The following is a 23,791-nucleotide window of genomic DNA, read 5'->3' as shown; positions in this document are numbered from 1 at the left end:
TCAAGAAGCTCGCCGTGCTCGCCGTCCGCAACGGGCTTCAGCAAGCATTCTCCGACTCCGACGACGTGGACGGCACGCTCGCGCAGATCGGCGAACTCGCCGGCGGCGACGAATGGCTCGCCACATTCGAAGCCGCCAAGGACCCCTGGTTCAACTTCACTGTCGGAAACGGTTTCTACGGCCACGACAAGTACTGGCTGGAGTATCTGGAGATTCCCCTCGGCTACATCAAGGACTACATCCGGCGTGTCGACGAAGGCCAGAACATCATGCGACCCGTCGATGAGCTGATCGCCGAAAAGGAGCGTGTCATCGGCGAATACCGCGAACTGCTCGACGGTGACACCCTCGCCGAGTTCGACGCCAAGCGTGCGCTGGCCGCGACCGCCTATCCCTACGTGGAGAATCACAACTTCTACATCGAGCACTGGACGATGGGAGTCTTCTGGCGCAAGGTCCGCGAACTCGGCGAGGTCTTCGCGAAAGCCGGATTCTGGCCCGACCGCTCGGACATGCTCTACCTCACCCGCGGTGAGGTCCGCGATGCGATCTTCGACCTGGTGACCGGATGGGCCGTGGGCGCCGAACCGACCGGACCGCACTACTGGCCGGCCGAAATCGAACGCCGACGCAAGATCATCGATGCGCTCTCGACCGCGCGGCCACAGCCCGCACTGAACACCCCGCCGGCGGAGATCACCGAGCCCTTCACGATGATGCTCTACGGAATCACCACCGAGCAGGTCCAGCAGTGGCTCGACTCCGACGAGCACACCGACGGCGCGATCACCGGCATGGCCGCGTCCCCCGGAGTGGCGGAAGGTGTTGCACGCGTGGTCCACAACGCCGACCAGCTCGGCGAGGTGCAAGACGGTGAGATCCTCGTGGCCACCATTACCGCACCCTCGTGGGGTCCGGTGTTCGGAAAGATCAAGGCCACCGTGACCGACATCGGCGGCATGATGAGCCACGCCGCGATCGTCTGTCGCGAATACGCACTGCCCGCGGTCACCGGAACCGGCAATGCGTCGACGACCATCCAGACCGGTCAGCGTCTGCGTGTCGACGGTAACAACGGCCGCGTCGAGATCCTGGACTGAGCTATGGCACAGGACAACTCCGCACAGTCCGCCGGCCGCACCGTTCTGGTGACCGGTGCGGCCGGTGGGCTCGGGCGCAGCTTCGCCCTCGGCTTCGCCGACCGGGGATACCGTGTCGCGGTCGCCGACATCGCTGTGGAAGGCGCCGAGGAGACCGCACGACTTGTCGCCGAGACCGGCGCCGAGTCCTGGTATGGCAAGGTCGATGTGACCTCACCCGACTCGACCACGGAATTGGCTGCGGCGGTCGCCGAATTCGGTGGCGGCACCATCGACGTCCTGGTCAACAACGCGGCCATCTACGGCACCGTGACCCGGTCACCGTTGGAGGAGATAGATCCGGCCGAGTGGGATCTGGTCATGGGCGTGAACCTGAAGGGCCCGTGGCTGATGGTCCGGGCGGTGAGCCCCTACCTGCCCGAAGGCGGGCGCGTCATCAACCTGTCGTCGGCAACCGTCTACTCCGGTTCCGAGAACTGGCTGCACTATGTCGCATCCAAGGGTGGCGTGATCGCCCTGACGCGCGTGATGGCCAAGGAACTCGGGCGGCGCTCGATCAACGTCAACGCCATCGCACCCGGTTTCACGCTCACCGAGGCCAGCCGCAGCCTGATGGACGACGCCGACTCGTACGGAGTCGAACGCGGTGCGCTGCGCCGACCCAGCCAGCCCGACGACATCGTCGGCGCAGCACTGTTTCTCGCCGGTCCCGAGTCCGGCTTCATCACCGGCCAGACCCTCGTCGTCGACGGCGGCCGGCAATTCATCTAGCACGAGGAGTTCCTATGCCCATGATCACCTACACCGACGACACCGGTGAATCCCGCACCATCAACGCCACCGTCGGCGATTCGGTGATGGAAACCGCGGTGCGCAACGGCGTCCCCGGCATCGTCGCCGAATGTGGCGGCTCGCTGTCCTGTGCCACCTGCCACGTCTTCGTCGACGAATCCCAGTTCGGAACACTTCCGCCGATGGAAGCGATGGAGGACGAGATGCTCTGGGGTGCGGCCGAAGACCGCCAGGACACCTCCCGTCTGTGCTGCCAGATCAAGGTGACCGACGGAATGAACCTGCACGTGACCACACCCCACACGCAGGTGTGACATGACCGGTCACGGACTGCTCATCATCGGCTCGTCTCAGGCGGGAGTACAACTCGCCGTCTCGCTACGCGCCCTCGGGTACGACGACCCGATCACCTTGATCGGCGAGGAGAATCACCGCCCCTACCAGCGCCCCGCCTTGTCCAAGGAGTTCCTGCAGGGAGAGATCACCAAGGAATCGTTGATCTATCGCACCCAGGAGTACTGGGACGAGCACCGGATCACAGTGGTGAAGAACGAGCGGATCATCCGCATCGACAAGAACGAGGACGGCAGCGGGACGGCTTATGCGATGTCCGGCACCGAATTCCCGTTCGATCGACTGGCACTCACGGTCGGCGCGCGCGCCCGTAAACTGCTCATCGAAGGTGTCGACCTGCCCGGCGTGCTCTACCTCCGCAACGCCGACGATGCGCTGGAGCTCAAGGCCCGCGTGCCGACGGTGCACGACGTCGTCGTGATCGGCGGCGGTTTCATCGGCATCGAGGCAGCCGCCAGTCTGAACAAGATGGGTCGTACCGTCACCCTGCTCGAGGCCGGTCCCCGACTGGTCGGCCGCGCCGTCGGCGAGGAGACCTCCGACTACCTGCTCGAGCATCATCGGCACAACGGCATCCGGATCGAGCTGTCCGCCCGGGTGTCACGCCTCGTCGGCAGCGGTGACCGGGTCAGCGGCGTGGAACTCGCGGACGGGCAGGTGATCCCGGCCGACCTCGTGCTGATCGGCGTGGGTGTCATCCCCAACACCGAGCTCGCCGCGTCCATCGGGCTCCACTGCGACAACGGCATCGTCGTCGACGAACACGCACTCGCCTCCGACGGCGTGACCGTTGCCGTGGGCGACGTGGCGAACCTGCCCAATCCCGTGCCCGGCGCACCCGACGGCGACCGAGTGCGATTCGAAAGCGTCAACAACGCGGTCGAGCAGGCGAAGGTCGCGGCGTACGCCATCGTCGGGCACCCCGAGGAATACGCGGGTATCCCGTGGTTCTGGTCGAATCAGGCACAGCTGAAACTGCAGATCGCCGGCCTGTCCACGGGTCACGACCGCACGATCGTCCGCGACGATCCAGAGAAGGGGCGATTCTCGGTGCTCTACTACCGCGACGAGCGGATCATCGCCGCCGACTGCATCAACGCCCCCCTCGACTTCATGGCTGTCAGGTCCGCGATCACCAAGGGAGCCGAGATCCCCTGGCAGAAGGCCGACGATCCCACGGTTCCACTCAAATCGATCACCGTGACGGCGTGACCGTCCATCAGAAAGGTTCGAGAATCATGCTGAGCGCCTTGCCGCCCGTACCGATTCCCGCCACCGGGCCTGTCGACACGTCGCCGATCGCCCTCACCCCTGCACTGGGTTCCGACCTGGATGCGATCTGGCAATCCGTCGTCCCCGAAACCCGGACGCGCAGCAACGACATCCACCTGCCCATCTCGCTGGCCTATGCCGAAAGGCTCTGTGCCGCCTACCCCGGAGCACACCGCCAGGTCGTCCGCGTGGCAATCCTCTTGCATGACACCGGCTGGGGCCGAGTCGACGAGAGCCGGATCATCTCAGAAGGATTCGGCGGCGACTGGCGCAAGGCGGAGATCCGGTTCGAACACGAACGCCAGGGGTGCATCATCGCGCAGACGGTTCTACCGCCGCTGGGCTATGACGACGAGTTCGTGACGTCGGTGTGCGGCATCATCGACGGCCACGACACACGAAAGGAGGCGGAATCGCTGGAGGACGCGCTGGTCCGTGACGCCGACCGACTCTGGCGGTTCGACCACGCCGGAATCGCGCTGGCGTCGGGCTGGTTCGGCCTCGACCCCGCGACATACTGCGATCGCCTCGCCCGCGAGATCATCCCGGAGTTGCTGACCGAGGCAGCCATCGCCATGGCCAACGCGGATCTGCGGCGCTCCAACGCCCTGCTGAAGACCTCGGTGCTGCGATGACCGCCGTCGCATCGCCACGATCGACGCACCTGCCGTGGACGCATACCGATGACCTGTATCTCGGCGGAGCCTGGCACCGGTCGACCTCGACCCATCGCCTCGACGTCACCGATCCCGCCACCGGAGAGGTGTGGGGCTCGGTTCCCGACGCGAGCGCCGACGATGTCGAAGCCGCGATGAACTCGGCGGCAACCGCTTTCACCGAAGGACCCTGGCCCAAACTCCGTGCCGCGGAGCGGGCAGAGTACCTGGTCCGCATGGCCGACGAGATCGAACGGCGAGCTACTCCTCTCGCGATCACCAACACCCGGGAGAACGGTTCGCCGATCTCGGAGACCGCAGGTGCCGCCGCCAATGCCGCTGGGATACTGCGCCATTTCGCCGGCCTCGCCGATTGGCTCGACGCCGACGATCGCCGCGAGTTCCCGGCGGGCGGTGCCTACACGGTCGTACGTCGGGAGCCCGTGGGGCCGTGTGTGTTGATCGCGCCCTGGAACTTCCCGATCAACCTGATGGTGATCAAGATGGCGCCGGCGCTGCTCGCCGGATGCACGATGGTCCTCAAGCCCGCGGAATCCACTCCGCTGTCGATCCGGTTCATCGTCGATGCCGCCGAAGCCGCCGGCATCCCGCCGGGGGTGGTCAATCTGGTCACGGGTTCGGGTGCTGTCGGCAATGCGCTTGTTCGGCATCCGAAGACCGCGAAAGTGGCGTTCACCGGCTCCACCCCGGTGGGACGCAAGATCGGGGCGGCCTGCGGCGAACTCCTCAAGCCGGTCACCCTGGAGCTCGGGGGGAAGTCATCGGCGATCGTGCTCGCAGACGCCGATCTCGACGCGATGTCGAATGTCTTGATCCGATCGTGCATGCGCAACACCGGTCAGACCTGCTACATCTCCACCCGGATTCTCGCGCCGGCCGAACGTTACGACGAGATCGTGGACGCCGTCACCGCCACGATCCGCGCCGCCAAGCAGGGCGATCCATTCGACGACGACACCGTCTTCGGTCCGCTCGCCACCTCTGCTCAGCGCGACATCGTCGTCGATTATCTGGACTCGGCACGCGTCGAGGGTGCACGCGCGACAACCGGCGGACGCCCTGTGGACGGTCCCGGCTTCTTCGTCGAACCGACCGTGCTGGCCGATGTCACACCCGACATGCGTGTCGCGCGTGAAGAGATCTTCGGGCCAGTGATCACGGTGCTGCGATACGACTCCGTCGACGAGGCGGTCACGATGGCCAACGACACCGACTTCGGGCTCGGAGGCATCGTGTTCTCCGCCGATCCCGCGGCCGCCCAATCGGTCGCCGAACGACTGGACACCGGGTCCGTAGGGGTGAACTTCTTCGCCTCCAACCACGCTGCCCCGTTCGGCGGGCGACACGACTCGGGACTCGGCGTCGAATACGGCATCGAGGGACTGTCCGCCTACGTGACCTACAAGTCCATCCATCGCAGGTCGTGACGCGACGTCGTATCCGACACTCGGCCGTCACCACCACGACGTGCCGCAACCTGTTGTCTGGCGATCTCACCTCCAGCGGTCCGCATCCCGGACTGACGGTGTTGTTGGATGCCAGGACGATCGGCTTCTGCACGTAAACGATCCTGGACCGATGGTGACCTGTGTCGAACTGGGCGCCGGCACTCTGGTCGCGTGGTCGTCACTGGTCGCGGTGGCCGGCTTCGCCCGGGACCCCGTCATCGGCCTCGCGCGGAAGTGCTTCCGTCCGGCGGTCAGCGTGTTGATCGTCTCGACGGTGATCGCGACGTATCTGTTGTGGATCGATGACCCACTGCACTCCAGGTGCGGTGGGTCGTCGTCGTGTATCCCCGGGAGTTCAACCCCGTTCGGATTGATTCGCTGATCACACCGCAAGCGTCTGAATGCCCGACACGTCCACTTGCGCTCGTGCGGCCCGCAGATCGTACTCGGCTTGCAGATTGGTCCAGTACGAATCTGTTTGTCCGAAAAGCTTTCCCAGTCGCAACGACATCGCCGCCGTGACACGACGGCGCCCGTGAACGATCTCGTTGATCGCGCGTGGGGAAACTCCGAGCAATTCCGCGAGGCGGCGTTGCGACAGGCCGTATTCATCCATGAAGTCCAGCAGTATCGCTCCCGGATGGATGTTCATGTCGTCTCCATTCACCATGAGTCCCGCCACGCGGTTCCCGGAGAACAGCTGTTCCGTTTTCGCGTCGGCAAATGATCTGATCACGGTGTAGCTGCACCCGAAGGATATACCGTTGCGCAACGGGTGACAACGCGGATCGGCGGCGATTCCGGATGGCGATCTCACTCGCCGCCAATGAGGAAGACCTATCGTTCAGCACCGTCCTGAGCGCCGCCGTGGCCAACATGTGGATAACTCTCATGGGCGAAGCTTCGGTCGCGGCTGCTTGGTCGGTCACTGACTATCAGTGACCGCGTCACTCATATGAGTGATGCAGTCAGTGATATCCACTGACCGATCAGTGGCGGGCCTCAGAAGGAGTCGGCGTACGTTATCCGCTCGACTCCCGGCGATGTCACTGCCCCGGCGTAGCGTGCCCACCATCAGTGTTGCCCGGACCGTCTTCGGTCCGGGCCCGGAACACCAGGGGGACACCATGCCATTCGACCACTTCGACGATGACGACGAGCCGGAGCCCTGGCTCGACTTCACCGAGGACCTCGCCGCCCGACTCGGCGACCTCAAGACCGGCGTGTTCGAGTTCATCGAGTTGGAGGTTCCCGAGCGGGGCTGGCACGGACACCTACTCACCTACACCGCCACCAGTTCCGGGAAGGTGCGGTGCGTCGTCCCCAATAGCGCACTGTCACACCGCAACCGGGCCGAGTGGACCACGTACCATGACCAGTTCGTCACCGCCGGGTGGCACTACCAGACCCGAAACAAACAGCACATCCGAGACGTCGGACGGCGCGCTCACCGCGAGGTCGCACGGCAAAGCGTCGGTTTCCTGCGTGAGTGGTGGAGTGTGCCGTATCCGTGGTCGCTGACCTTGCGGGACCCGAACGGATCGGTCCATCCGTTGGAACCTCCAGCCAGAACTGCGCCGACCATTCCCCCTGCGAACCCCGGTCCCCTGCCGGCCCGACCGCGACGACACCTGACCATCGTGCCCGATCTGCCCGACGCGGACTGACGGCCACCGGGTCGGGTCCCCCTATCCTCGACCCATGACCGACACCCCGTCCGACGGTGCACGCCCCCGGTTCGACGTGATCCTCGGGGGCCTCCACCCGTCCGCGGCGGATGCCACGCCTGTCCCGGAACCGCCGCAGCGAGGACATTTCCGGAAGCCACAGCTGCCCGATCCTGCGGTGTTCCGGGTCCGCATCGATCTCGACGACTCGGAGCCGCCCATCTGGCGCACCGTCGAGTTGCGATCGGAGATGACGCTGGACCTCGTGCACCGCGCGATCCAGGGCGCGTTCGGCTGGTGGGACTATCACCTCTACCGCTTCGCGTTGGGCGGCGACCCGTTCGCTCCGACGAGCGAGCCGTTTCTGTGCGACTACGACTACGTCGAAGGGGACGACGGCGAGCCGGCGGTGTCGGTGTATCTCGACGAGACGATGCACGAGCCCGGCGACATCCTGACCTATGTCTACGACTACGGCGATCATTGGGCCCTGACTCTTCGCCTGGAAGCCGTCTTGCCGCCGCGGCACGACGCGCCGCTGGCCATCTGCGTGGACGGGGACCGTGCGGCACCGCCCGAGGACTGCGGTCACCTCCTCAGTGCCGAGGAATTGGCGACGGTGGTGCCCGACCCGGCTCACTTCGACATCGAGGCCACCAACAAGGCGATGACCGATCCGGTCACCCAACTACCGTTGGTCGGCGTGCCCAAGCGCCTCGTCGACATGCTTCTCCGGCTCCAGCACGTCGACACCTCCGGCGACCTGTCGGCGCGGGCCGCCCGCCTCTTTGAACCTGCTACATCGATTGCACCAGAACAACTCTCGGTCGACCTCGAACCCCACATCTGGTTCCTGCGGCGTGCGCAGGGCGAGGGCTTCCCGTTGACGGCGGCGGGCTATCTGAAGCCGGTTGATGTCGCGGCCGCCAGCGAGGTCCTCCCGGAGATGCGGGACTGGATTCATTCGAAGACACGCGAGATCGACGCGTGGCCGGTCTTGGAGTTTCGAGAGTCGTTGCAGCGGTTGGGCTTACTGCGCAAACTCAAGGGCCGCCTGCTGCTCACCAAGGCCGGAGCCAAGGTGATCGACGACCCCGTCGGCCTGGCCAACCATATCGCCGGCCGTCTTCTCGTCAAGGCCGACGACGATCCGTTCCGCGTCGATGCAGCACTGTTGATCCTGTTCTTCGCGGCTACCACCGAGGACAGTGTGCTCCCGACGCAACACCTCGCGACACTGCTGAACGCACTCGACTACCGCCTCAGCACTGGTGAACCCGTCGATAAGTACGACGTGCAACGCATGAGCGGCAACGCCTACGACGCACTCGAAGCGATGTCGCCGCCGCATCGCGGGCCGGATCCGTTGCGCCTCAGTCCGACCGCGGTTGCGGTGGCGCGGGCGGGGTTGACCGGATATCCGATCGAATGACGCGCGTGACCTGTTGACGGCCCGGGTTTCGATAAATTGAGTTCCGGCCCATCAGAGCAGCACTGCCTCGCGCCATACGTCGTCGTCGAATCCAAGCTTGAGCCCGCCGTACTCGACGAGATCGATCTCGCGACCGAGGACCTTCTCGAGGAGTTGCTTGAAGCCGACAAATTCGAACGACGACGTTGAGTGGGGCGCATCGACGATCAAGTCGATATCCGAGCCGGCACGTGCCTGGTGACGAGCTACCGAGCCGAAGACCGCCATCCGAGTGTATCCGCGTTCGCCCGCAAGGGCTTTGAGGATCGGCGCAGCAGCTTCCAGCAGCATCTCCGGGTGAATACGGTCGAGGTCGGGAGCGAACTTGAGTTGCTGACTGACGGCCGGCTGAGTGATATCGAGCATCTCGGCGATCTGGCGTTGGGACTTCCCGGTCGCCGCCAGCGCCCGCAACGCAAGGATGCGCCGCAGCCGCGCAACTTCCTCGTCACGCCGGGCTTTGCGATATTCGCGAACCAAGGTCATAAGACAATCTTATCGACGGTTCTCACAACGCCGGTGGTTGCCGGGCGCGTACAGGGGTTTCCTGCCGACCCCGGACTCGGCATGATGAGAACAGATCCATCGACTCAGGCATCTCGAAGGAAACGCCATGAACATCGCAGTTCTCGGCACCGGCATGGTCGGCCGCGCGGTCGCGGGCCGTCTTGCGGAGCTGGGCCACACCGTCACCGTCGGCACCCGCGACCCGCAGGCCACACTCGCCCGCACCGAGCCCGACCGGATGGGCAATCCGCCGTTCGCAACCTGGCACGCCGACCACCCGACGGTGAAGCTGGTTCCGTTCGCCGACGCGGCCGCCGGTGCCGAGCTGGTGGTGTTCGCCGGTAATGGTGCCGCCGCGCTCGACATGCTCGGGCAGGCCGGTGCCGACAACCTCGCCGGCAAGGTCCTGCTCGACATCTCCAACCCCCTCGACTTCTCGGCCGGCTACCCGCCCACGCTGTTCGTCGACAACACCGATTCCCTGGGCGAGCAGATCCAGCGCGCGTTCCCCGACGTCATGGTGGTCAAGGGCCTCAACACCCTCAGTGCGCCGGTCATGGTCAACCCGTCGGCGCTTGGCGGGAGCACCACCGTGTTCGTCTGCGGCAATGACTCCGCGGCCAAGGCCACCGTGGTCGGGCTGATCGAGTCGTTCGGTCACGACGATGTGCTCGACCTCGGCGGCATCGACACCGCCCGCGGTCCCGAGATGTACCTGCCGCTCTGGCTGCGGGCGATGAACGCGCTCGGCACGCCCATGTTCAACCTCAAGCTCGTGCGCTGACGCGTCGGCGGGCAGGGCGGCGATCATCGACCGGTGGATGAACCAGCGACCGAGGCAACCGGTCCGACGCCGGCCTCGTGGCCGACGGGCGGCATCCGGAATCCCTTGACGGTCATGTAGATACCGACGGAGAACTCCCAGGTCGCGATGGGCAGCGCGGCGAGCATGCCAACGCCCGACACCTGATCCCAGACGCCGAAGAGGGCTCCCGTCGAGAAGATCAGCAGCAGCGGAGCGCCGATCAGACCGAGGGTCGGAATCCAGCGCGGCACCAGCCGGAACTGGTACACGATGGTGGCGAAGCACAGCGCATTGACCGCAGGCATGATCCCGGGGCCGAGCAAGAAGGTCCAATCCTTCACGGCGACAAGGGCTCTGGCGGTGGTGGTGAGCGCCGTGGCGTCGGTTCCGGCGAGTTCCTGCCGCATGGTGTAGACGGTGAGGACGGCGACGACGCCGGTACAGATCATCGCTGCCTCGAGGGTGCGGCTGGCGACGAAGCCGATCGCGCGGCCGGGACCGTAGCGCTTGAGGACCGGGTAGAGGGCCACGGCGGTGCCGATGCAGGTGAGGGCGGTGAGGATCTCGATGAGCCCGCCCCACGGCACGCCCCGGTCGCTGCCGGCGCCGAGCACGAAGTCCGGGTCGTTGACGACGCCGTCGTAGAGCGCGAGCGCGGGGATCGAGAAGACGAAGGTGCCGAGGTAGAACAGACCGGCGGCGAGGGTTGCCTTCCGGTCGGGGCTCATCGACACCCAGGTGGTCGGGGTCAGGGATGTGGTCATGGTCGAGTCCTTTCGTTGCCGTTGTCGGTCGGTGTGAGCGAGATCAGCGGGATGCCGAGGTCGCGCAGCTTCTGCAGCAGTCCGTGCAGGGCGGCCTGGTCGGCGATGGCACCGTGCAGGCAGGTGGTGCCATCGGGTGCGCTGGTGATGCTCAGCCCGTCGAACCACGCTTCCCAGTGGTTGTCGAGGTGTCCGGCGACTCTGATCTCGTACTGCACGGGTTGACCGTAGGAACGGATGTGGTGAGTGGTCCTCACCAGATGTGGTGAATTCGGGTGGCGATTCTCGACCCGTGTCGCCCTACAGGCCGAGCTCATCAGCGCGGCGTACGGCCGCGCGGCGGTTCGTCACGCCGAGCTTGCTGAAGATGTTCTTGGTGTGGGTCCGGACGGTGTTGAGCGAGACGACCAGTTCGGCGGCGATCTCGGGTCCGGTGAGGTCGGTGCGCAGCAGACGCAGGACGTCGCGCTCCCGCTCCGTCAGCGGGTCGATCAGGGCCTGCCGTGTCGGCGTCGCGCCGCTGCCGGCGAGGATGGCGGCCGCGAGCTCGACGGCCCGGCCATGGCGGGCAGCGTTCTGCAGCAGCGCGTTCGCCTGCGGTCCGGCATCGAGGAAGACACCCGCGAGGCGCTCCGGTGCGGCAAGGATGAGCGCGTCGTCGAACGCCTCCCGTGCTCGGGGATCATCGGTGGCCCGCCGGGCGAGTGCAAGCAGCACCAGTGCTTCGACGAGGCTGCCGATCCGGCCGCCCTGCTCGGCGGCGGTGCGGAGGCGTTCGATCGATCGCGTGGCCTCCACGGCTCGACCCGAGGCGAGGAGGACGTGGGCGAGGGTCAGGTGCTCGTACTCGCGGAGGTAGTCGGGATCGTCGTCCGCGGACAGGCCCGAGTCGGCTGCCCACCGCTGAGCGGCATCGAGATCACCCGCGGCCAACAGCACCCGCGCGATGGTGGCCGACACCGGACGTACCGCGGGCGAGTAGTCGGTGTCATAGCGGCGCTCGGCTTCCCGCAGCAAGGCGAGCGCGTCGTCGTACTGTCCGGCGACGGCTCGCAGTCGGGCTTCGACGACACGCCACCGGTAGGCGTGCTGGCCGAGCGCCAGGCCGTCGCCGAGCGCGCAGCTCGCCTGCAGGCACGCGGCTGCCTCGTCGAACTCGTTGCGTTCGAGGTGAATCTCGGCGAGCCCGAGGTGCATGTCGGCGGTGCCACGCAACGGCCCCTGTGCGGCAACGAGATCCAGGCCTGCATTGAGGGTGCGCTCGGCAGCGGACAGGTGACCCCGCGCGGACTGGATGTCGGCGAGGCCGAGGGAGCAACCGAGGACGTCGGCGAGATATCCGGCCTCCTCGAACGCCGCGATCGCGACCGCGTACTGGCGGGCGGCCGACTCGAGATCACCGCGTGCCCATTGGGCGAGCCCGATGAGGGCCGCCGCGGCGCCCCGGCCGAGAAGGTCGTCGGTGGCGCTGAGGTCGGCGGCACGTTCGCCGTGGGTGATGGTTGCGGCCAGATCGCCGCGCAGCAACGCGAGGCCGGCCCGATACATGGCGGCCTGCGCGGGCAACCGGGCGAACTCGTCGGCGTCGGACACGATCATCTCGTCGGCGCGCTCGGGGTCCAGCCACGCCTCGATGCGGTCGAGGGCGGATTCGACGCCCCCGACGTCACCGGTCACCATGTGCGCACCCACCCAACCGAGCTCGAGGACGGGGCGGTTACGCATGATCTCCGAGGGGAACGCGTCGAGCCACTCGCGGAGGGTGGCGTCCTGTCGGGCCCGGCGCAGTGACGGGACGGCACGTTCGACGAGTTCGGCGGCCTTCGGGAAGTCCTGCGCGGCCAGGGCGTGGCGGACGGCTTCGGGCCGGTCGCCGTGTGCATCGAACCAGTCGGCAGCCCGCCGGTGCAGCACGGACGCACGCCCGGGGTGCTCGATGTCGAGGCGTGCGCGCAGGACGTCAGCGAAGAGATGGTGGTAGCGGTACCAGTGGCGATGATCGTCGAGCGCGACGACGAAGAGATTCGACCGCTCCAGCACGTCGAGCGTCGCCCCCGCCTCGGTGCGGCCCGCCAACGCCTCGACATCGGCATCCGACAGTGCGAGACCCGAGGCGTCGTTGAGGTAGGTCGCGGCCTCGCTCACGGTGAAGCGGAGGTCGGTGGCGCGGATCTCGAGGAGGTCCCCGCGGGCACGCATCCCACCCAGCGGCCACGGCGGGTCGGCCCGGCTCGACACCACGAGGTGGGTCTGTGCCGGGAGGCGGTCCACCAGCAGGCGCATCGACTCCTGCACCTCGACCGACTCAATGACGTGGTAATCGTCCAACACCAGGACGAGGTCATCATCGAGCGCGGCAAGGTCATTCACGAGCGAGGAGACCACATTTTCCAGCGCCGTCGGTGCCGACCGCAGGGTCGCGACGGCCCGAGCGCCGACCTCCGGGGCGACCTTCTGGAGGGCCGCGACGACATAGGACCAGAACACTGTCGGGTCGCTGTCGGAATGCTCGAGCGACACCCATGCCGTCCTACCGTAATCGCCGGTCGCACCGAGCCATTCGGTCAGCAGCGTCGTCTTGCCGAAACCGGCCGGCGCCGACACGAGCACGAGCGCCGGAAGGTCGGCGAGCCCGAGGCGCTCGACGAGACGGGCCCGCTCGACGACGCCACGGCGGCGCCGCGGTGCGTGCAGTTTGGTCTCGACGAGGAGGATGTCGTTCGCTTCCACCTCCACACCGTCACGCGTGGTCGGCGCGTGCGCGCGAGAAGACTCGGTCGGCGTCCGGCCGGTGGAAACTGCGCAGCGAAATCGACGACGGCACGGAATCAGTGCACCACTCTGATGTCGACCGGGCAAGCAAGGCAACACGCTCGGTGCGGCTGTGACTCAGCGGGCACTTTCCGTGGCCCGCCGCTTCGGGATGAAGTGCATGATCACCACGATGATCGCGCCGATCACCAATCCCACGAGCGCAGAGACGACCGTCCCAGCGGTCCACGCCAGTACGCCACCAAAGGCGTGCGACAGTTCTTCGAACCAGTGCTCGAGGTCGTGCAGACGGTCGGCCGGCCAATGGAATCCGGCCTCCCCGACGTTGACGATCAGGATGTGGCCGCCGACCCACAGCATCGCGGCGATGCCCACCACGGTCAGCGTGGACATGACCTTCGGCATCGCCTTGACCAGGCCACGTCCGATTCGTTGACTCACCGCCGACTCACGCTGCGCCAGCGACAACCCGACGTCGTCCATTTTGACGATCAGTGCAACCACGCCGTAGACGAGTGCGGTGATGAGGAAGGCCACGATCACGAGCACCGCCAGCCGCGTGAAGAACGGTTCGGATTCGACCGACGACAACGAGATCACCATGATCTCCGCCGACAAGATGAGGTCAGTGCGGATCGCGCCGTTGACCATCGACTTCTCGAACCCCGGTCCCTTCTGCGCCGCCGGAACGTCGTCGGCGTGCTCGTGCCCGTGCCCGCCACCGACGGCCTCGTACACCTTCTCGGCGCCCTCGTAGCACAGGAACAGACCGCCGGCGATCAGCAGATACGGCAGCGCCCCCGGGAGGAACTGACTGAGGATCATCGCCACCGGCAGGATGATCAGCAGCTTGTTCCGAATCGACCCGACGGCGATCTTGCGGACGATCGGCAGTTCGCGGTCGGGGGTGAAGCCGTGGACGTACCGCGGCGTCACGGCGGTGTCGTCGACGACCACACCCGCCGCCTTGACGCTGGCCTTACCGGCTGCCGCACCGATGTCGTCGATCGACGCCGCGGCCGCCTTGGTCAGGGTCGCGATGTCATCGAGCAGAGCGACGAGGCCACCGGCCACAGGAACCTCCAGGAAGAGAAGCACGAGTCATCGAACAGTATGCCCACACCGCGGGTGGGCCGGCCGACCTCGGCGACGCTCGGGGCGGATCAACGTGCCGCCCGGATTTGTCAGACCCCACTCCTAGCCTGGCCACGAACACGACACCAGATCGGAGCACCATGACCGTCACCGCCGCGCACAGGGCCATCGTCTTCTCGTTTCCCGAGGTCGACGCCGCCGCCACCCTGCATGTCACCTTTCACCGGACGCTGCGGGTGCCCGACGACGCGATCACCTACGGACTGCCCCCGAGCCTCGGCCGCCTCGACGTCCGGGCCACGCACGAGGTAGATCCCCGCGGCCGTCAGGAATCCGATGCGATGCTTCCGCTGTGGCAGTCCGAAGCGACGTGGATCGACTTCACCGCACCCGACGACTACCCGTTCCTGGTCAAGGTCGGTGTCGGCGGAATCAACGCGATCACCGGTGACGCCTACACTCCGGCACCCGACTTCGTCACCGAGGACTACCTCGAGGTTCCGACCCAGCCGTGGCTCGACGGATTCCGCGTCGACGCCACCACCGTCCGGCAGTTCGTCGCCATGCCGCTCGGCGACGGATACTCGGCCGCCGAACAACTCACCGGCACCGACGACGGACTCATCCGCTTCTCGGTCGTCCCGCTGAAGGCCGACGTCTGGGCTCAGCGGCCGCGCCCTGTCGCGTTCCTGGCCGAGGACATGTGCATCCCCGCTCCGGCCGGAATGGGTCTCGGCGCCGGTGGCTCGATCCAGCAGTCGATCGCCACCCCCATCGAGCCGCACGAGAACTGGGCGCTCGACGCCCGCACCGAGGCACGTATTCGGCTCGTCAATTCGGCTGTGTGGCAGTCGATCACCGGCGAAGCGCCGCATCGCAAGCCGCTCACCGTCGACGAATACCTCGCTTACGGGTTTCCGTGGTTCGAGTGGTACGACGATTCCCTGGCCCGCCAGGGTGAGAGCCCGCTCAACGCGGTGAAGACCATCCGGCAGATCGGCGAGGAAAAGGGCGCCAATCCGCTGCCCGACAACACGAGCTTCACCCCACCGACACCGCACATCGTCGGCGGTGTCTGAACCACGAAAGCCGAGGAGGCATCGATGCCGAGTCATGGGTGGGAGTTCTGGCGGCTCGTACGCATCCAGGACGATTCGCTGGCGTGGCTGGCGGCGACCAAACCCACAGCCCGCGCGACCATCGATCAACACAAGGTGTGGACGCTGATCCCGAACCGATCGATCTTCATCGCCAACTGGTTCGTCACCGAGGATCACCATCGCGATTCCGACTTCCTATGGATGCACGAGAACATCGACGTCGCCGAAGCACGCCGGGTCGCTCTGGAGGTTCCGGACATCGATGCCGACGAACTTCAGCGCATCATCAGTCCCACCGCCGAAATGACGCTCGAGCAGATCGACCGGTATCCGGTCGTGGAAGTGTTGGGCAAACGGGTTGCGGACGCGTTGGCTGCTCGGCGTCATTCGTCGTGACAATCCAGCAGTATTCGCTGTAACGATTTTTCGATTCAGAACGCTAAACACAGTGGACTGAGTCACCTGATCGTCGCTGGAGTTACCGAAAATGAGCTCGCGCCTGCCCCCGCCCGGCGGATACACCTCCCGCCTCGACCGCGACGGTGTGGCCTTCGAGGGGTGACGGGCGTTGCTCCACCATCATCGAGGATCTTCTGCCGACCGGCGTCGGCAGGAGCCAGACCCGCGTCGCCCCGTGCTGGGCGGCCAGTCAACTCAGGAGAAGCTCGTCCCCCCGCGACCGTGGGGGATGCCACCGGTGCCACCGAGGCCTCCGTCATGGTGGTCGCGTCAGACGGCCAGTACCAAGCGCCTCCTGATCGGGCTGGGCAGCGGTATCGCGATGGTCATCTTGGTGATCTTCGTCGTCGGCGCTTCGGCCGGTGGCGTCACCGTCGAGGAACTGTATCTCCGCGACCTGTATAGCGCGGGTATCACGGCGCAATCGGATCAGGACTTGATTGATCTCGGGTACGCCGTCTGCGACGAACTCCGAACCCAGAGTGACAACGCCCACGGCTTGGTGAGCGCCATGCACGAGCGCAACGGCGTGTCACGGGAGGAGGCGTCTCTCATCGTGAGTGCCGCGAAGGACGACCTCTGCTGACCAGCTCATCGAACACCAGGGGGTCAGTCCCAAGAAAGAGAACATCATGTCCAGCCGAGTGATGGCCAGAGCACAGATGACGGTCACCACCACCAGCGTGGGGATCACCCCCGAAGGAAGTGACAACAGTGAGTGTCGACCATCATGATCGCCGGGAGGACGCCTTGGCGCGTCTGCGGGCCCGGGTCATTCCACTGCCGCCACAGCGACACCTGACTCTGGCCCGACCGGTGCAACAGTCGCAGTGTGTGCAGCAGCCGCAGCCGTCGTTGCCGCGTCCCCATCTCACCAATCGTGAGATCGAAGTGCTGCGGGCATGGTTGCGCACCGACACAAAGGAGGAAGCGGCAGCACATCTGCATATCGCGATGGGGACCATCAACACGCACATCGCCCGAGCGCGGGCCAAGTACGCCGCCGTCGGTCGCACAGCTCGTACCAAAGCGGCGTTGCTAGCGCGGGTCGTCCAGGACGGCATCATGACCCTGGAAGAACTGTGACCACCCGACCGCCGACGGCGGCGTTGTCGGCCCTCACCTCCCCCGCCCCATCTCCCTGGCCACGTTGAGTTCAGCGGCGACCCCGATCGCCTCCAGCAGGACCGGCATGAACCGTTGCACGTCGTGGCGCTGCGGCGGCGTTTGAGCGACGTCGGGGCACCCGGCGGCGGGCTCCCCATCGGGCCAGTACTCGAGCCACTCGTGGCAGTTGCGTGCGTACCGGCGCAGCATCGGAGTGTTGGCCTTGGTGCGTCGCGCGATCGTATCGGGTGTGGTCGCGCCTGGATTCGCGGTGAATTGCCTGATCAGATCGACAAGGCCGTCGGGAATCGCCCCGTGTGGTGGCCCGAACTGGCCCGTCACCTCGGGATGGAGTTGTTCGATGATGTCGATCGCACCGCAGGCACAGAATTCCTGCCACGCCTTCATCGCGGTCAGGAGGTTGGTGGGATAGAAGGTGGTGCACTCGAGCGCGCGTACCGCGAAGACGTGGTCTTTGGTGACCACGATCGAGATGTCGGGCCAGCGCGAGGAGTGCTCGGCGATGACGGCGCCGAGCAACGCCATGTCGGGTGTGCCGTGTCCGACGATCGTACAGAACTCGAGACGCATCGCGTGCGGCGATATCAGGAGCTTGGTCTCGAGTCGGTTGACGTCCTCGAACCGAATCTTCCGGTCGACGATCTCGACGTTGCGTCCCGAGGTGGCGGCCAGTGTCTCGCGAACCATGTCGAGAAGGTGATCGGCGTTGTCGGGTATCACGCCGGGAGTTGGGCTGCCCTTGAGGGTGATCACTATGTCCTTTGGCCGTGGTTTCGTCGCGCGCTTGGCTTCCGGACCGAACGGATCGTGCACATGGAGAAACGACGGGTGCATGACCTCCCACACCTCCTGCAGCGCGTCGACGGCTGAGGCCAAGAGATCGCCGATACTGCGCTTACCCACGTCACGGATGAGCTTGCCGGAGCGCAACGTTCGCCAACCCAGTCGGGTGAGCGCGGCCTGCTGGGCATGCGCCACCGTCGCCTGCTCTGGCGGCCAGAAGCTGGTGAGTGCACCGTCGCCGATCGTGCAGCGGATCCGTCCGGCGCCGGTCACCGTGAAGATCAGCAACGGTCGGCCGGTGTTTTCTGCTTCGCTCACCTCGACGAACTCGTCGCCTGCGAGCGTCGCCAGCCTCGCCGCGAGCCGCTCGTCGAACGCCCGCCATGCGGCGCGCACACTTTCGTCGAATCCGGTGTCACCCTGGTCGTCGGTCATAGCGCCCTCCCCCGTGCTGTCGGTCATCGGCGATGACCGTCTGACATGCACGGTAGGAACGCTCACCGACACCCTTCGCCAGCTGCGGAGCGGTTGTCCACAGGGGCGCCGATCTCGTCGACGATCACGCCCCAGGTCCTCAACGACGACGGTTTCCGCACCGTCGAAGGGTGATTCTGGTCAGTGTTCTCGCCCGAGCGCCTTTGCCAGCGGGGCTAGCGCATCCAGGTAGATCGAGGCCAACATCTCCGACTCGTCGGCGGCGGTGCGCATGCGGTCGGCCTCGGAGCGGTCCCACTGCGCGTCGACCTCGTTCTCGAACTCGTCGATCGCGCTGACCCGATCGAGCCACTCCCTCTTGTCCTGTCGATGCTGGATGCTGGCCACGATCTGCTGGTACTCGGCCAGCGCGCCGAGCCGTTCGACGAGCCCGTCGAGTCGCCGAGACAGGAGCAGGGCCTTGGCGATGTAGGTGTCGACGACCTCGTCGTCGGTGCTCAGAAGTGCGGGAGCCTCACCCAGGATGTCGATCTGGTCGCGGACGTTGGCGGCCGACGTGGTGAGCGCGGTGACTTCGGCACCGAGGTCCACGCGCACGCCGTGCCGGTCGAAGAAGTCCAGCTGCCAGGCCGGGTAGTCAGTCACTCGGTCGGCAACCAGGCCCGCCGTCAGCGCGATCTGCCCTGCCGGGTCGTTGCGGAGCTGGTCGGGGTCATCGGTGCCGTCGTGGGAGTCCCCCAGCCAGCCGTCCAGGGCGAGCTGCACGTAGCGGTGCGACTCGGTGGGTTCGGCACGCTCCTGGATGGCGCGGCACCGCGACCATCGGCGGGCCCGCGCCGCCCGCAGGTCGTCGGCCAGTTGCCCGAGTGGGTCGGCCGGCTCGGCCTCGTCCCCCGGGTCAGCCCCGGTCAGCGCGGGTCGCTCCTGGGCGGACGATCCGACGCGTCGGAACAGGTCGCCGAGTCCCGTCGCCAGCCACTTGACGCCATCGACGGCCATCGAGCCGATCACGACCAGCGCAACCGCGATCGCCGCCGCACAAACGACAATCACGACAAGCTTGATCACCATCCCAGTACAGCACGATCCGCGACCCGATCGAGTCGTGGAAGCGACGGAGGCGGGGACGGTGAACACGCCCACGGCGGCTGGATGCGCACTGGCGACGTGGTGCCGGCCGGACGTCGTCATCAGGCGGTGTGATCGCTCGGTCACGGGTATCAACAAGTGAAGGGACCGCCGAGCCATACCATCACTTATGTCATAAATGAGGGTATGGTTCGCGCATGCCCTCACTTCCACCCGACAACGATCGCGACCGACACGGGTGGCCCGCGTTGTCCAGTGAGGTCGTCGAGTGGACGCCGACCATTCCCTCCGACCTGCTCAGTCGGGCTCAACGCGAGCGGTACCGAGGCCCTTACCGAGCGGCGGTGGTTCCGCACATCGCCGACGTGACCCCACACGTCTCTCCCGAGACGTCGGCTCTCGTCGCCGAGGCAGGCTCGGTGATCACCCGATTCGATGCCGAACTCGGCAACGAGCTGGCCCCGTTCTCCGCGATACTTCTCCGCTCCGAGTCCGCGTCGTCGTCGCAGATCGAGAATCTGTCGTCGGGAGCCAAGCAGATTGCTCTCGCCGAACTGGGGAGCCGCGAGAAACGCAACGCGACCGAGATCGTCGGAAACGTCGCGGCCATGACCGCGGCGATCGAGCTGGCAGACCGCTTGGACACCAAGGCCATTCTTGCGATGCACCATGCTCTCATGGAGCACACCAGCCCGGAGATCGCCGGGCGGTGGCGCGAAGACCAGGTGTGGATCGGCGGTACCAGCATCGGCCCTCATGACGCAGACTTCGTTGCGCCCACGGCCGCTCGTGTACCCGACCTCATGGACGATCTCGTCGTGTTCGCCCACCGCGGCGACATCCCGCCGCTCATCCACGTCGCGATTGCGCACGCCCAGTTCGAGACGATTCACCCGTTTCCCGATGGCAACGGCCGGACAGGCCGAGCACTCGCCCAAGCGATGCTCCGCGCAAACCAACTGACGCAGAACGTCACCGTTCCGGTGTCGGCCGGGCTGCTGGCCGACACAAGAAGCTACTTCGCGGCGTTGGATGAATACCGGGCTGGTGATCCCTCGACGATCGTCGAAACATTCTCTCGCGCCGCACTTTCAGCTGTGGATAATGGCAGCAGACTGGTATCGGACCTGCGCCAGATCCGTGTGCAATGGCGTGAGCGAGTTCGTGTCCGACAGGGCTCGGGCGCCCACAGACTCATGGACATTCTGCTCCGACAACCCGTCGTGGACCGAAGAACGACAGCCACCTATTTGGGCATCTCCGCCGACAACGCCGGCAGAGCCATCCAACCTCTGGTCGATGCAGGAATCCTCTACGAGTTCACCGGATTCACCCGGAACAGGATGTGGCATGCGGTGGAGGTCACCGACGCGCTCGACGAGTTCGCCGCGAGGGCGGCACGGCGGGGCAGATAGTGCGTCGGCGTCAGCGCTCACGCCGAGGCGCACCAGCGCCGACTCGTCGACCGACCATAATCTGGTCACTGCCACGACTGTGACATCACCTCGTCATCCGCCAGCGCAGCGAATCTGGTGGCGAACGATCGCAGATCATCGACGGTAACCGGCGCATCGTCGGTTCGCGCATCCTGCGTGAGCCGACGGCGAAGATACTGTGTACGCGAAAGCCCCAACCGCGCAGCGCGAGCGTCTATCGCGGCGACTACGTCGTCGGGGACGTCGCGGATCAGAATGTCCCTCATGGCTTCGCCTCTCGCGTGGTGATTTCTTAGGCTATCGCGAGGATCGGATACGAGTAGTCACCAGTGAAGGCCCGCATCTCTACGCCAGCATCTCCCGAATATCCTCGGCATTCAACGCACTCCCGAACATCTCTCCGTCATCGACGACGGCATCGAACAATGCCCGTTTGCGGTCCTGCAGGCGCACCACACGTTCTTCGATGGTGTCCGCGGACACCAGCCGATACACGTTGACCGGGCGTTGCTGCCCGATGCGGTGCGCCCGGTCGACGGCCTGCGCCTCGGCAGCCGGGTTCCACCACGGATCGCACACGAAACAGTAGTCGGCCTCGGTCAGATTCAGCCCGAACCCACCGGCCTTGAGACTGATCAGGAACACCTGGGTGACACCGGAGGTGAACCGCCGGATCGCCGCGTCGCGCTGTTTCGCCGTCATCGACCCGTCGAGATAGCTATACGGAATACCCGCCGCCTCGAGGTGGGCCCGCACGATGTCGAGGAACCCGGTGAACTGGCTGAATACCAACGAACTGTGCCCCTCGTCCACCAGCGCGGGCAGCTGTTCGGCCAGATAGTCCACCTTGGCCGAGTTCACCGCGTTGTGCGACGAATCGACCAACGCCGCATGCAAACTCAACTGCCGCAGCATACTCAGGGAGCGGAACACCTGGAAACGGTTCTTCTCCCAATCCCCCAACAGGCCGAGCACTTTCTGCCGCTCGCGGGCCAGGCGGGTGTCGTAGATTTTGCGGTGCTTCGACGACAGATCCAGCACCATCGCCTGCTCCTGCTTGGGCGGCAGGTCGACGGCGACCTGTTGCTTGGTGCGGCGCAGCATCACCGGCTTGATGCGCCGGCGCAGCGTGGCCAGCCGTTCCGGGGCCGACCCGGATTCGATGGGTTTGCGGAAGTAGTCGGTGAACGCGGTCGGTGATGCGAACAGACCGGGTGCGGTCACCGACAGCAGCGACCACAACTCCATCAGGTTGTTCTCCATCGGCGTGCCGGTGATGGCCAGCTTGAACGGCGCATCCAGGCGCCGCGCGCACTGGATGGGTCTTGCCCGTGTGGTTCTTGATGAACTGCGCCTCGTCGAAGATCGCGCCGTCCCACCGGTGCTGGTCGATGTCGTCGAACAGCAGTCGCAGCAGCGTGTAGGAGGTGACCACGATGTGCGCATCCTCGACCTGCTCGGCGACCGAGAGACCGGACTTGGCCTCGGTCGCGGTGATCGCCGAGACCCGCAACCCGGGCACGAACGTGCGGCACTCGGCCACCCAGTTCGGGACCACGCTGGTGGGGGCGACCACCAGGAAGCGGGTGTCGCGGTTGGCGTCGACGGCCCGCGCCACCAGCGCGAGGGTCTGCACCGTCTTCCCCAACCCCATGTCGTCGGCGAGGATCCCGCCGAGCCCGTTCTTCCACAGGAACGTCAACCAGTTCAGACCGTCATGCTGGTAGTCACGCAAGTCCGCCTTGAGCCGCCGTGAGGGTTTCACAGGCCGCGGTGGGGTGGCTGTGGCCAACCGCGCCATACGCGTGCGCCACTGTGCCAGCTGTTTGTCGACCACACCGAGGGCGAGCAGTTCCTCCCAGAAGGTGGCGTTGAGGCTGTGCTTGCTCACCCGCCCGGAGTCGATCTCACCCAACGAGCGGGCCTCGGCCAGCAGATCGGCGAGCTTACGCAGCTCCGGGGTGTCCAGCGCGAAATACTCGTTGTTCGGTAGGAGCATATGGGTTGCGCCGGAAGATAGTTCAGCAATCAGGTCGGCGATCGGTACAGAAACATCGCCGACGGTGATGGTGACCGCAAGCCCGAACCAGTCATTGCCGGCCTCCTCGTCGGCCGAGCTGAACGCGATCTCCGGGGTGTGTCCGGCCCGACGGAACTCGTCGGCGCATTGATAGTCGACGCGGATATCGGGATGTTCGCGTAGGTCAGGCAGGAGTTCGCCGCAGATCACGGCCGCCTCCGGCCGGGACAGCGTGATCGATTGGCGCAAGGCGGCGACCGATGCGCCGGCCAATGCCTCATCCGGGTTCTCTGCGTCTCGAAGTTCGCTGATGGCGTCGCGGAGATCCTGGGTGTGCTGCGACTCGGTCCCCGTGCTGCTGGGCGAGTAGCCGTGCGAGCCTGCGAGCCCTGCGTATCGAGGCCACTGAGTGGCCTGCTGAAACCAGCTACTGCATTGCTGTGCAATGATTCTCATCTCCGGCAGCACTCGCGACCACAGCTCGTTCTCCGCCTCGGCGTCGCGATAGGGCGTCGTCCCGAGCGGCTGCGTGGGGTCGAACACCACGTTCACGTCGTTGACCCGGTAGCCGAGACTCCAGTAGCAGCGCCCGCCGGAGTCCGAGTCGGTGAGCGTGA

24 protein-coding genes and 1 pseudogene are annotated in these 23,791 nt (G+C 65.9%); 15 read left to right on the top strand and 10 right to left on the bottom strand.

The genetic code is table 11. From position 1 onward, the window contains the following. The 7 genes from GORHZ_RS18315 to GORHZ_RS18285 form a co-directional block, all read left to right on the top strand. A partial coding sequence (locus GORHZ_RS18315; RefSeq protein ID WP_006335623.1) for a PEP-utilizing enzyme occupies window positions 1-1,100 on the top strand: 1,100 nt, incomplete at its 5' end. A 3-nt stretch (window positions 1,101-1,103) separates the two neighbouring features. Continuing rightward, window positions 1,104-1,871: an SDR family NAD(P)-dependent oxidoreductase gene (locus tag GORHZ_RS18310; RefSeq protein ID WP_006335622.1), complete on the top strand. Its 768-nt coding sequence runs from the start codon at window positions 1,104-1,106 to the stop codon at window positions 1,869-1,871. Window positions 1,872-1,885: 14 nt separating this feature from the next. Continuing rightward, the gene (locus GORHZ_RS18305) at window positions 1,886-2,206 is read left to right on the top strand and encodes a 2Fe-2S iron-sulfur cluster-binding protein (RefSeq protein WP_006335621.1); all 321 of its coding nucleotides are present in this window, start codon (window positions 1,886-1,888) and stop codon (window positions 2,204-2,206) included. A 1-nt stretch (window position 2,207) separates the two neighbouring features. After that, a complete protein-coding gene (locus tag GORHZ_RS18300; protein ID WP_006335620.1) occupies window positions 2,208-3,458 on the top strand; it encodes an NAD(P)/FAD-dependent oxidoreductase in 1,251 nt (416 codons plus the stop codon). Window positions 3,459-3,484: 26 nt separating this feature from the next. Continuing rightward, entirely contained in the window at window positions 3,485-4,153 is a 669-nt protein-coding gene (locus GORHZ_RS18295) for an HD domain-containing protein (RefSeq protein WP_006335619.1), read from the top strand. Then, on the top strand, window positions 4,150-5,622 hold the full coding sequence (locus GORHZ_RS18290; RefSeq protein WP_006335618.1) for an aldehyde dehydrogenase family protein: 1,473 nt from the start codon (window positions 4,150-4,152) through the stop codon (window positions 5,620-5,622). Before GORHZ_RS18295 ends, GORHZ_RS18290 begins: the two co-directional genes overlap by 4 nt. A 151-nt stretch (window positions 5,623-5,773) precedes the next feature. Further along, entirely contained in the window at window positions 5,774-6,025 is a 252-nt protein-coding gene (locus GORHZ_RS18285) for a hypothetical protein (RefSeq protein ID WP_006335617.1), read from the top strand. On the opposite strand, the gene GORHZ_RS18280 is transcribed toward GORHZ_RS18285, so the two are convergent. After that, a complete protein-coding gene (locus GORHZ_RS18280; protein ID WP_245551462.1) occupies window positions 6,026-6,295 on the bottom strand; it encodes a HigA family addiction module antitoxin in 270 nt (89 codons plus the stop codon). It lies immediately after the preceding gene. Between the two features lie 391 nt (window positions 6,296-6,686). Here GORHZ_RS18280 and GORHZ_RS18275 point away from each other — a divergent pair, with 391 nt between their 5' ends. Together GORHZ_RS18275 and GORHZ_RS18270 are read left to right on the top strand one after the other, a co-directional pair. Then, complete coding sequence (locus GORHZ_RS18275) at window positions 6,687-7,310, top strand: TY-Chap domain-containing protein (RefSeq protein ID WP_157205254.1); 624 nt, start codon at window positions 6,687-6,689, stop codon at window positions 7,308-7,310. A gap of 34 nt (window positions 7,311-7,344) precedes the next feature. After that, entirely contained in the window at window positions 7,345-8,742 is a 1,398-nt protein-coding gene (locus tag GORHZ_RS18270) for a plasmid pRiA4b ORF-3 family protein (RefSeq protein ID WP_006335595.1), read from the top strand. 51 nt (window positions 8,743-8,793) lie between these two features. Here the strand turns inward: GORHZ_RS18270 and GORHZ_RS18265 are convergent, their stop codons facing one another. After that, window positions 8,794-9,267: a nucleotidyltransferase domain-containing protein gene (locus tag GORHZ_RS18265; protein ID WP_006335594.1), complete on the bottom strand. Its 474-nt coding sequence runs from the start codon at window positions 9,265-9,267 to the stop codon at window positions 8,794-8,796. 127 nt (window positions 9,268-9,394) lie between these two features. On the opposite strand from GORHZ_RS18265, the gene GORHZ_RS18260 reads away from it, so the two are divergent. Continuing rightward, complete coding sequence (locus GORHZ_RS18260) at window positions 9,395-10,072, top strand: NADPH-dependent F420 reductase (protein ID WP_006335593.1); 678 nt, start codon at window positions 9,395-9,397, stop codon at window positions 10,070-10,072. A gap of 23 nt (window positions 10,073-10,095) precedes the next feature. Here GORHZ_RS18260 and GORHZ_RS18255 read toward each other — a convergent pair whose 3' ends face one another. From GORHZ_RS18255 to GORHZ_RS18240, 4 genes are all read right to left on the bottom strand, one after another. Next, on the bottom strand, window positions 10,096-10,857 hold the full coding sequence (locus tag GORHZ_RS18255; protein WP_006335592.1) for a DUF4386 domain-containing protein: 762 nt from the start codon (window positions 10,855-10,857) through the stop codon (window positions 10,096-10,098). Then, window positions 10,854-11,075: a DUF8691 family protein gene (locus GORHZ_RS18250; RefSeq protein WP_006335591.1), complete on the bottom strand. Its 222-nt coding sequence runs from the start codon at window positions 11,073-11,075 to the stop codon at window positions 10,854-10,856. Before GORHZ_RS18250 ends, GORHZ_RS18255 begins: the two co-directional genes overlap by 4 nt. An 82-nt stretch (window positions 11,076-11,157) precedes the next feature. Further along, window positions 11,158-13,587, bottom strand: coding sequence for a winged helix-turn-helix domain-containing protein (locus tag GORHZ_RS18245; protein WP_217998341.1), 2,430 nt, complete (start codon window positions 13,585-13,587; stop codon window positions 11,158-11,160). A 159-nt stretch (window positions 13,588-13,746) separates the two neighbouring features. Further along, entirely contained in the window at window positions 13,747-14,703 is a 957-nt protein-coding gene (locus GORHZ_RS18240) for a DUF808 domain-containing protein (RefSeq protein ID WP_006335589.1), read from the bottom strand. 161 nt (window positions 14,704-14,864) lie between these two features. On the opposite strand from GORHZ_RS18240, the gene GORHZ_RS18235 reads away from it, so the two are divergent. From GORHZ_RS18235 to GORHZ_RS18220, 4 genes are all read left to right on the top strand, one after another. Next, window positions 14,865-15,803, top strand: a complete 939-nt coding sequence (locus GORHZ_RS18235; protein ID WP_006335588.1) for a hypothetical protein — start codon at window positions 14,865-14,867, stop codon at window positions 15,801-15,803. A 24-nt stretch (window positions 15,804-15,827) separates the two neighbouring features. After that, complete coding sequence (locus GORHZ_RS18230) at window positions 15,828-16,220, top strand: hypothetical protein (protein WP_006335587.1); 393 nt, start codon at window positions 15,828-15,830, stop codon at window positions 16,218-16,220. Between the two features lie 301 nt (window positions 16,221-16,521). Beyond that, window positions 16,522-16,869 carry a DUF732 domain-containing protein gene (locus tag GORHZ_RS18225; protein WP_157205253.1) on the top strand — a complete coding sequence of 116 codons (348 nt, stop codon included), beginning with the start codon at window positions 16,522-16,524 and terminating at the stop codon, window positions 16,867-16,869. A gap of 128 nt (window positions 16,870-16,997) precedes the next feature. Further along, complete coding sequence (locus GORHZ_RS18220) at window positions 16,998-17,369, top strand: LuxR C-terminal-related transcriptional regulator (protein ID WP_006335585.1); 372 nt, start codon at window positions 16,998-17,000, stop codon at window positions 17,367-17,369. 33 nt (window positions 17,370-17,402) lie between these two features. On the opposite strand, the gene GORHZ_RS18215 is transcribed toward GORHZ_RS18220, so the two are convergent. Both GORHZ_RS18215 and GORHZ_RS18210 read right to left on the bottom strand, forming a co-directional pair. Continuing rightward, complete coding sequence (locus GORHZ_RS18215) at window positions 17,403-18,629, bottom strand: TY-Chap domain-containing protein (protein WP_006335584.1); 1,227 nt, start codon at window positions 18,627-18,629, stop codon at window positions 17,403-17,405. A 180-nt stretch (window positions 18,630-18,809) separates the two neighbouring features. Continuing rightward, window positions 18,810-19,700: a hypothetical protein gene (locus GORHZ_RS18210; protein ID WP_006335583.1), complete on the bottom strand. Its 891-nt coding sequence runs from the start codon at window positions 19,698-19,700 to the stop codon at window positions 18,810-18,812. Window positions 19,701-19,915: 215 nt separating this feature from the next. Between GORHZ_RS18210 and GORHZ_RS18205 the strand changes: the two genes are divergently transcribed. Beyond that, on the top strand, window positions 19,916-21,133 hold the full coding sequence (locus GORHZ_RS18205) for a Fic family protein (protein WP_006335567.1): 1,218 nt from the start codon (window positions 19,916-19,918) through the stop codon (window positions 21,131-21,133). A 65-nt stretch (window positions 21,134-21,198) separates the two neighbouring features. On the opposite strand, the gene vapB is transcribed toward GORHZ_RS18205, so the two are convergent. Both vapB and GORHZ_RS32000 read right to left on the bottom strand, forming a co-directional pair. Continuing rightward, window positions 21,199-21,420, bottom strand: coding sequence for a type II toxin-antitoxin system VapB family antitoxin (gene vapB, locus GORHZ_RS18200; RefSeq protein WP_006335545.1), 222 nt, complete (start codon window positions 21,418-21,420; stop codon window positions 21,199-21,201). 79 nt (window positions 21,421-21,499) lie between these two features. Continuing rightward, window positions 21,500-23,791 (bottom strand): annotated as a pseudogene (locus GORHZ_RS32000) (DEAD/DEAH box helicase); the annotation flags it as partial.

This window comes from Gordonia rhizosphera NBRC 16068 (assembly GCF_000298195.1).
In the GTDB taxonomy this organism is placed as follows: Bacteria; Actinomycetota; Actinomycetes; order Mycobacteriales; family Mycobacteriaceae; genus Gordonia; species Gordonia rhizosphera.
The sequence above is the reverse complement of the archived record's forward strand: the minus strand, read 5'-3'. Positions and strand labels throughout refer to the sequence as shown.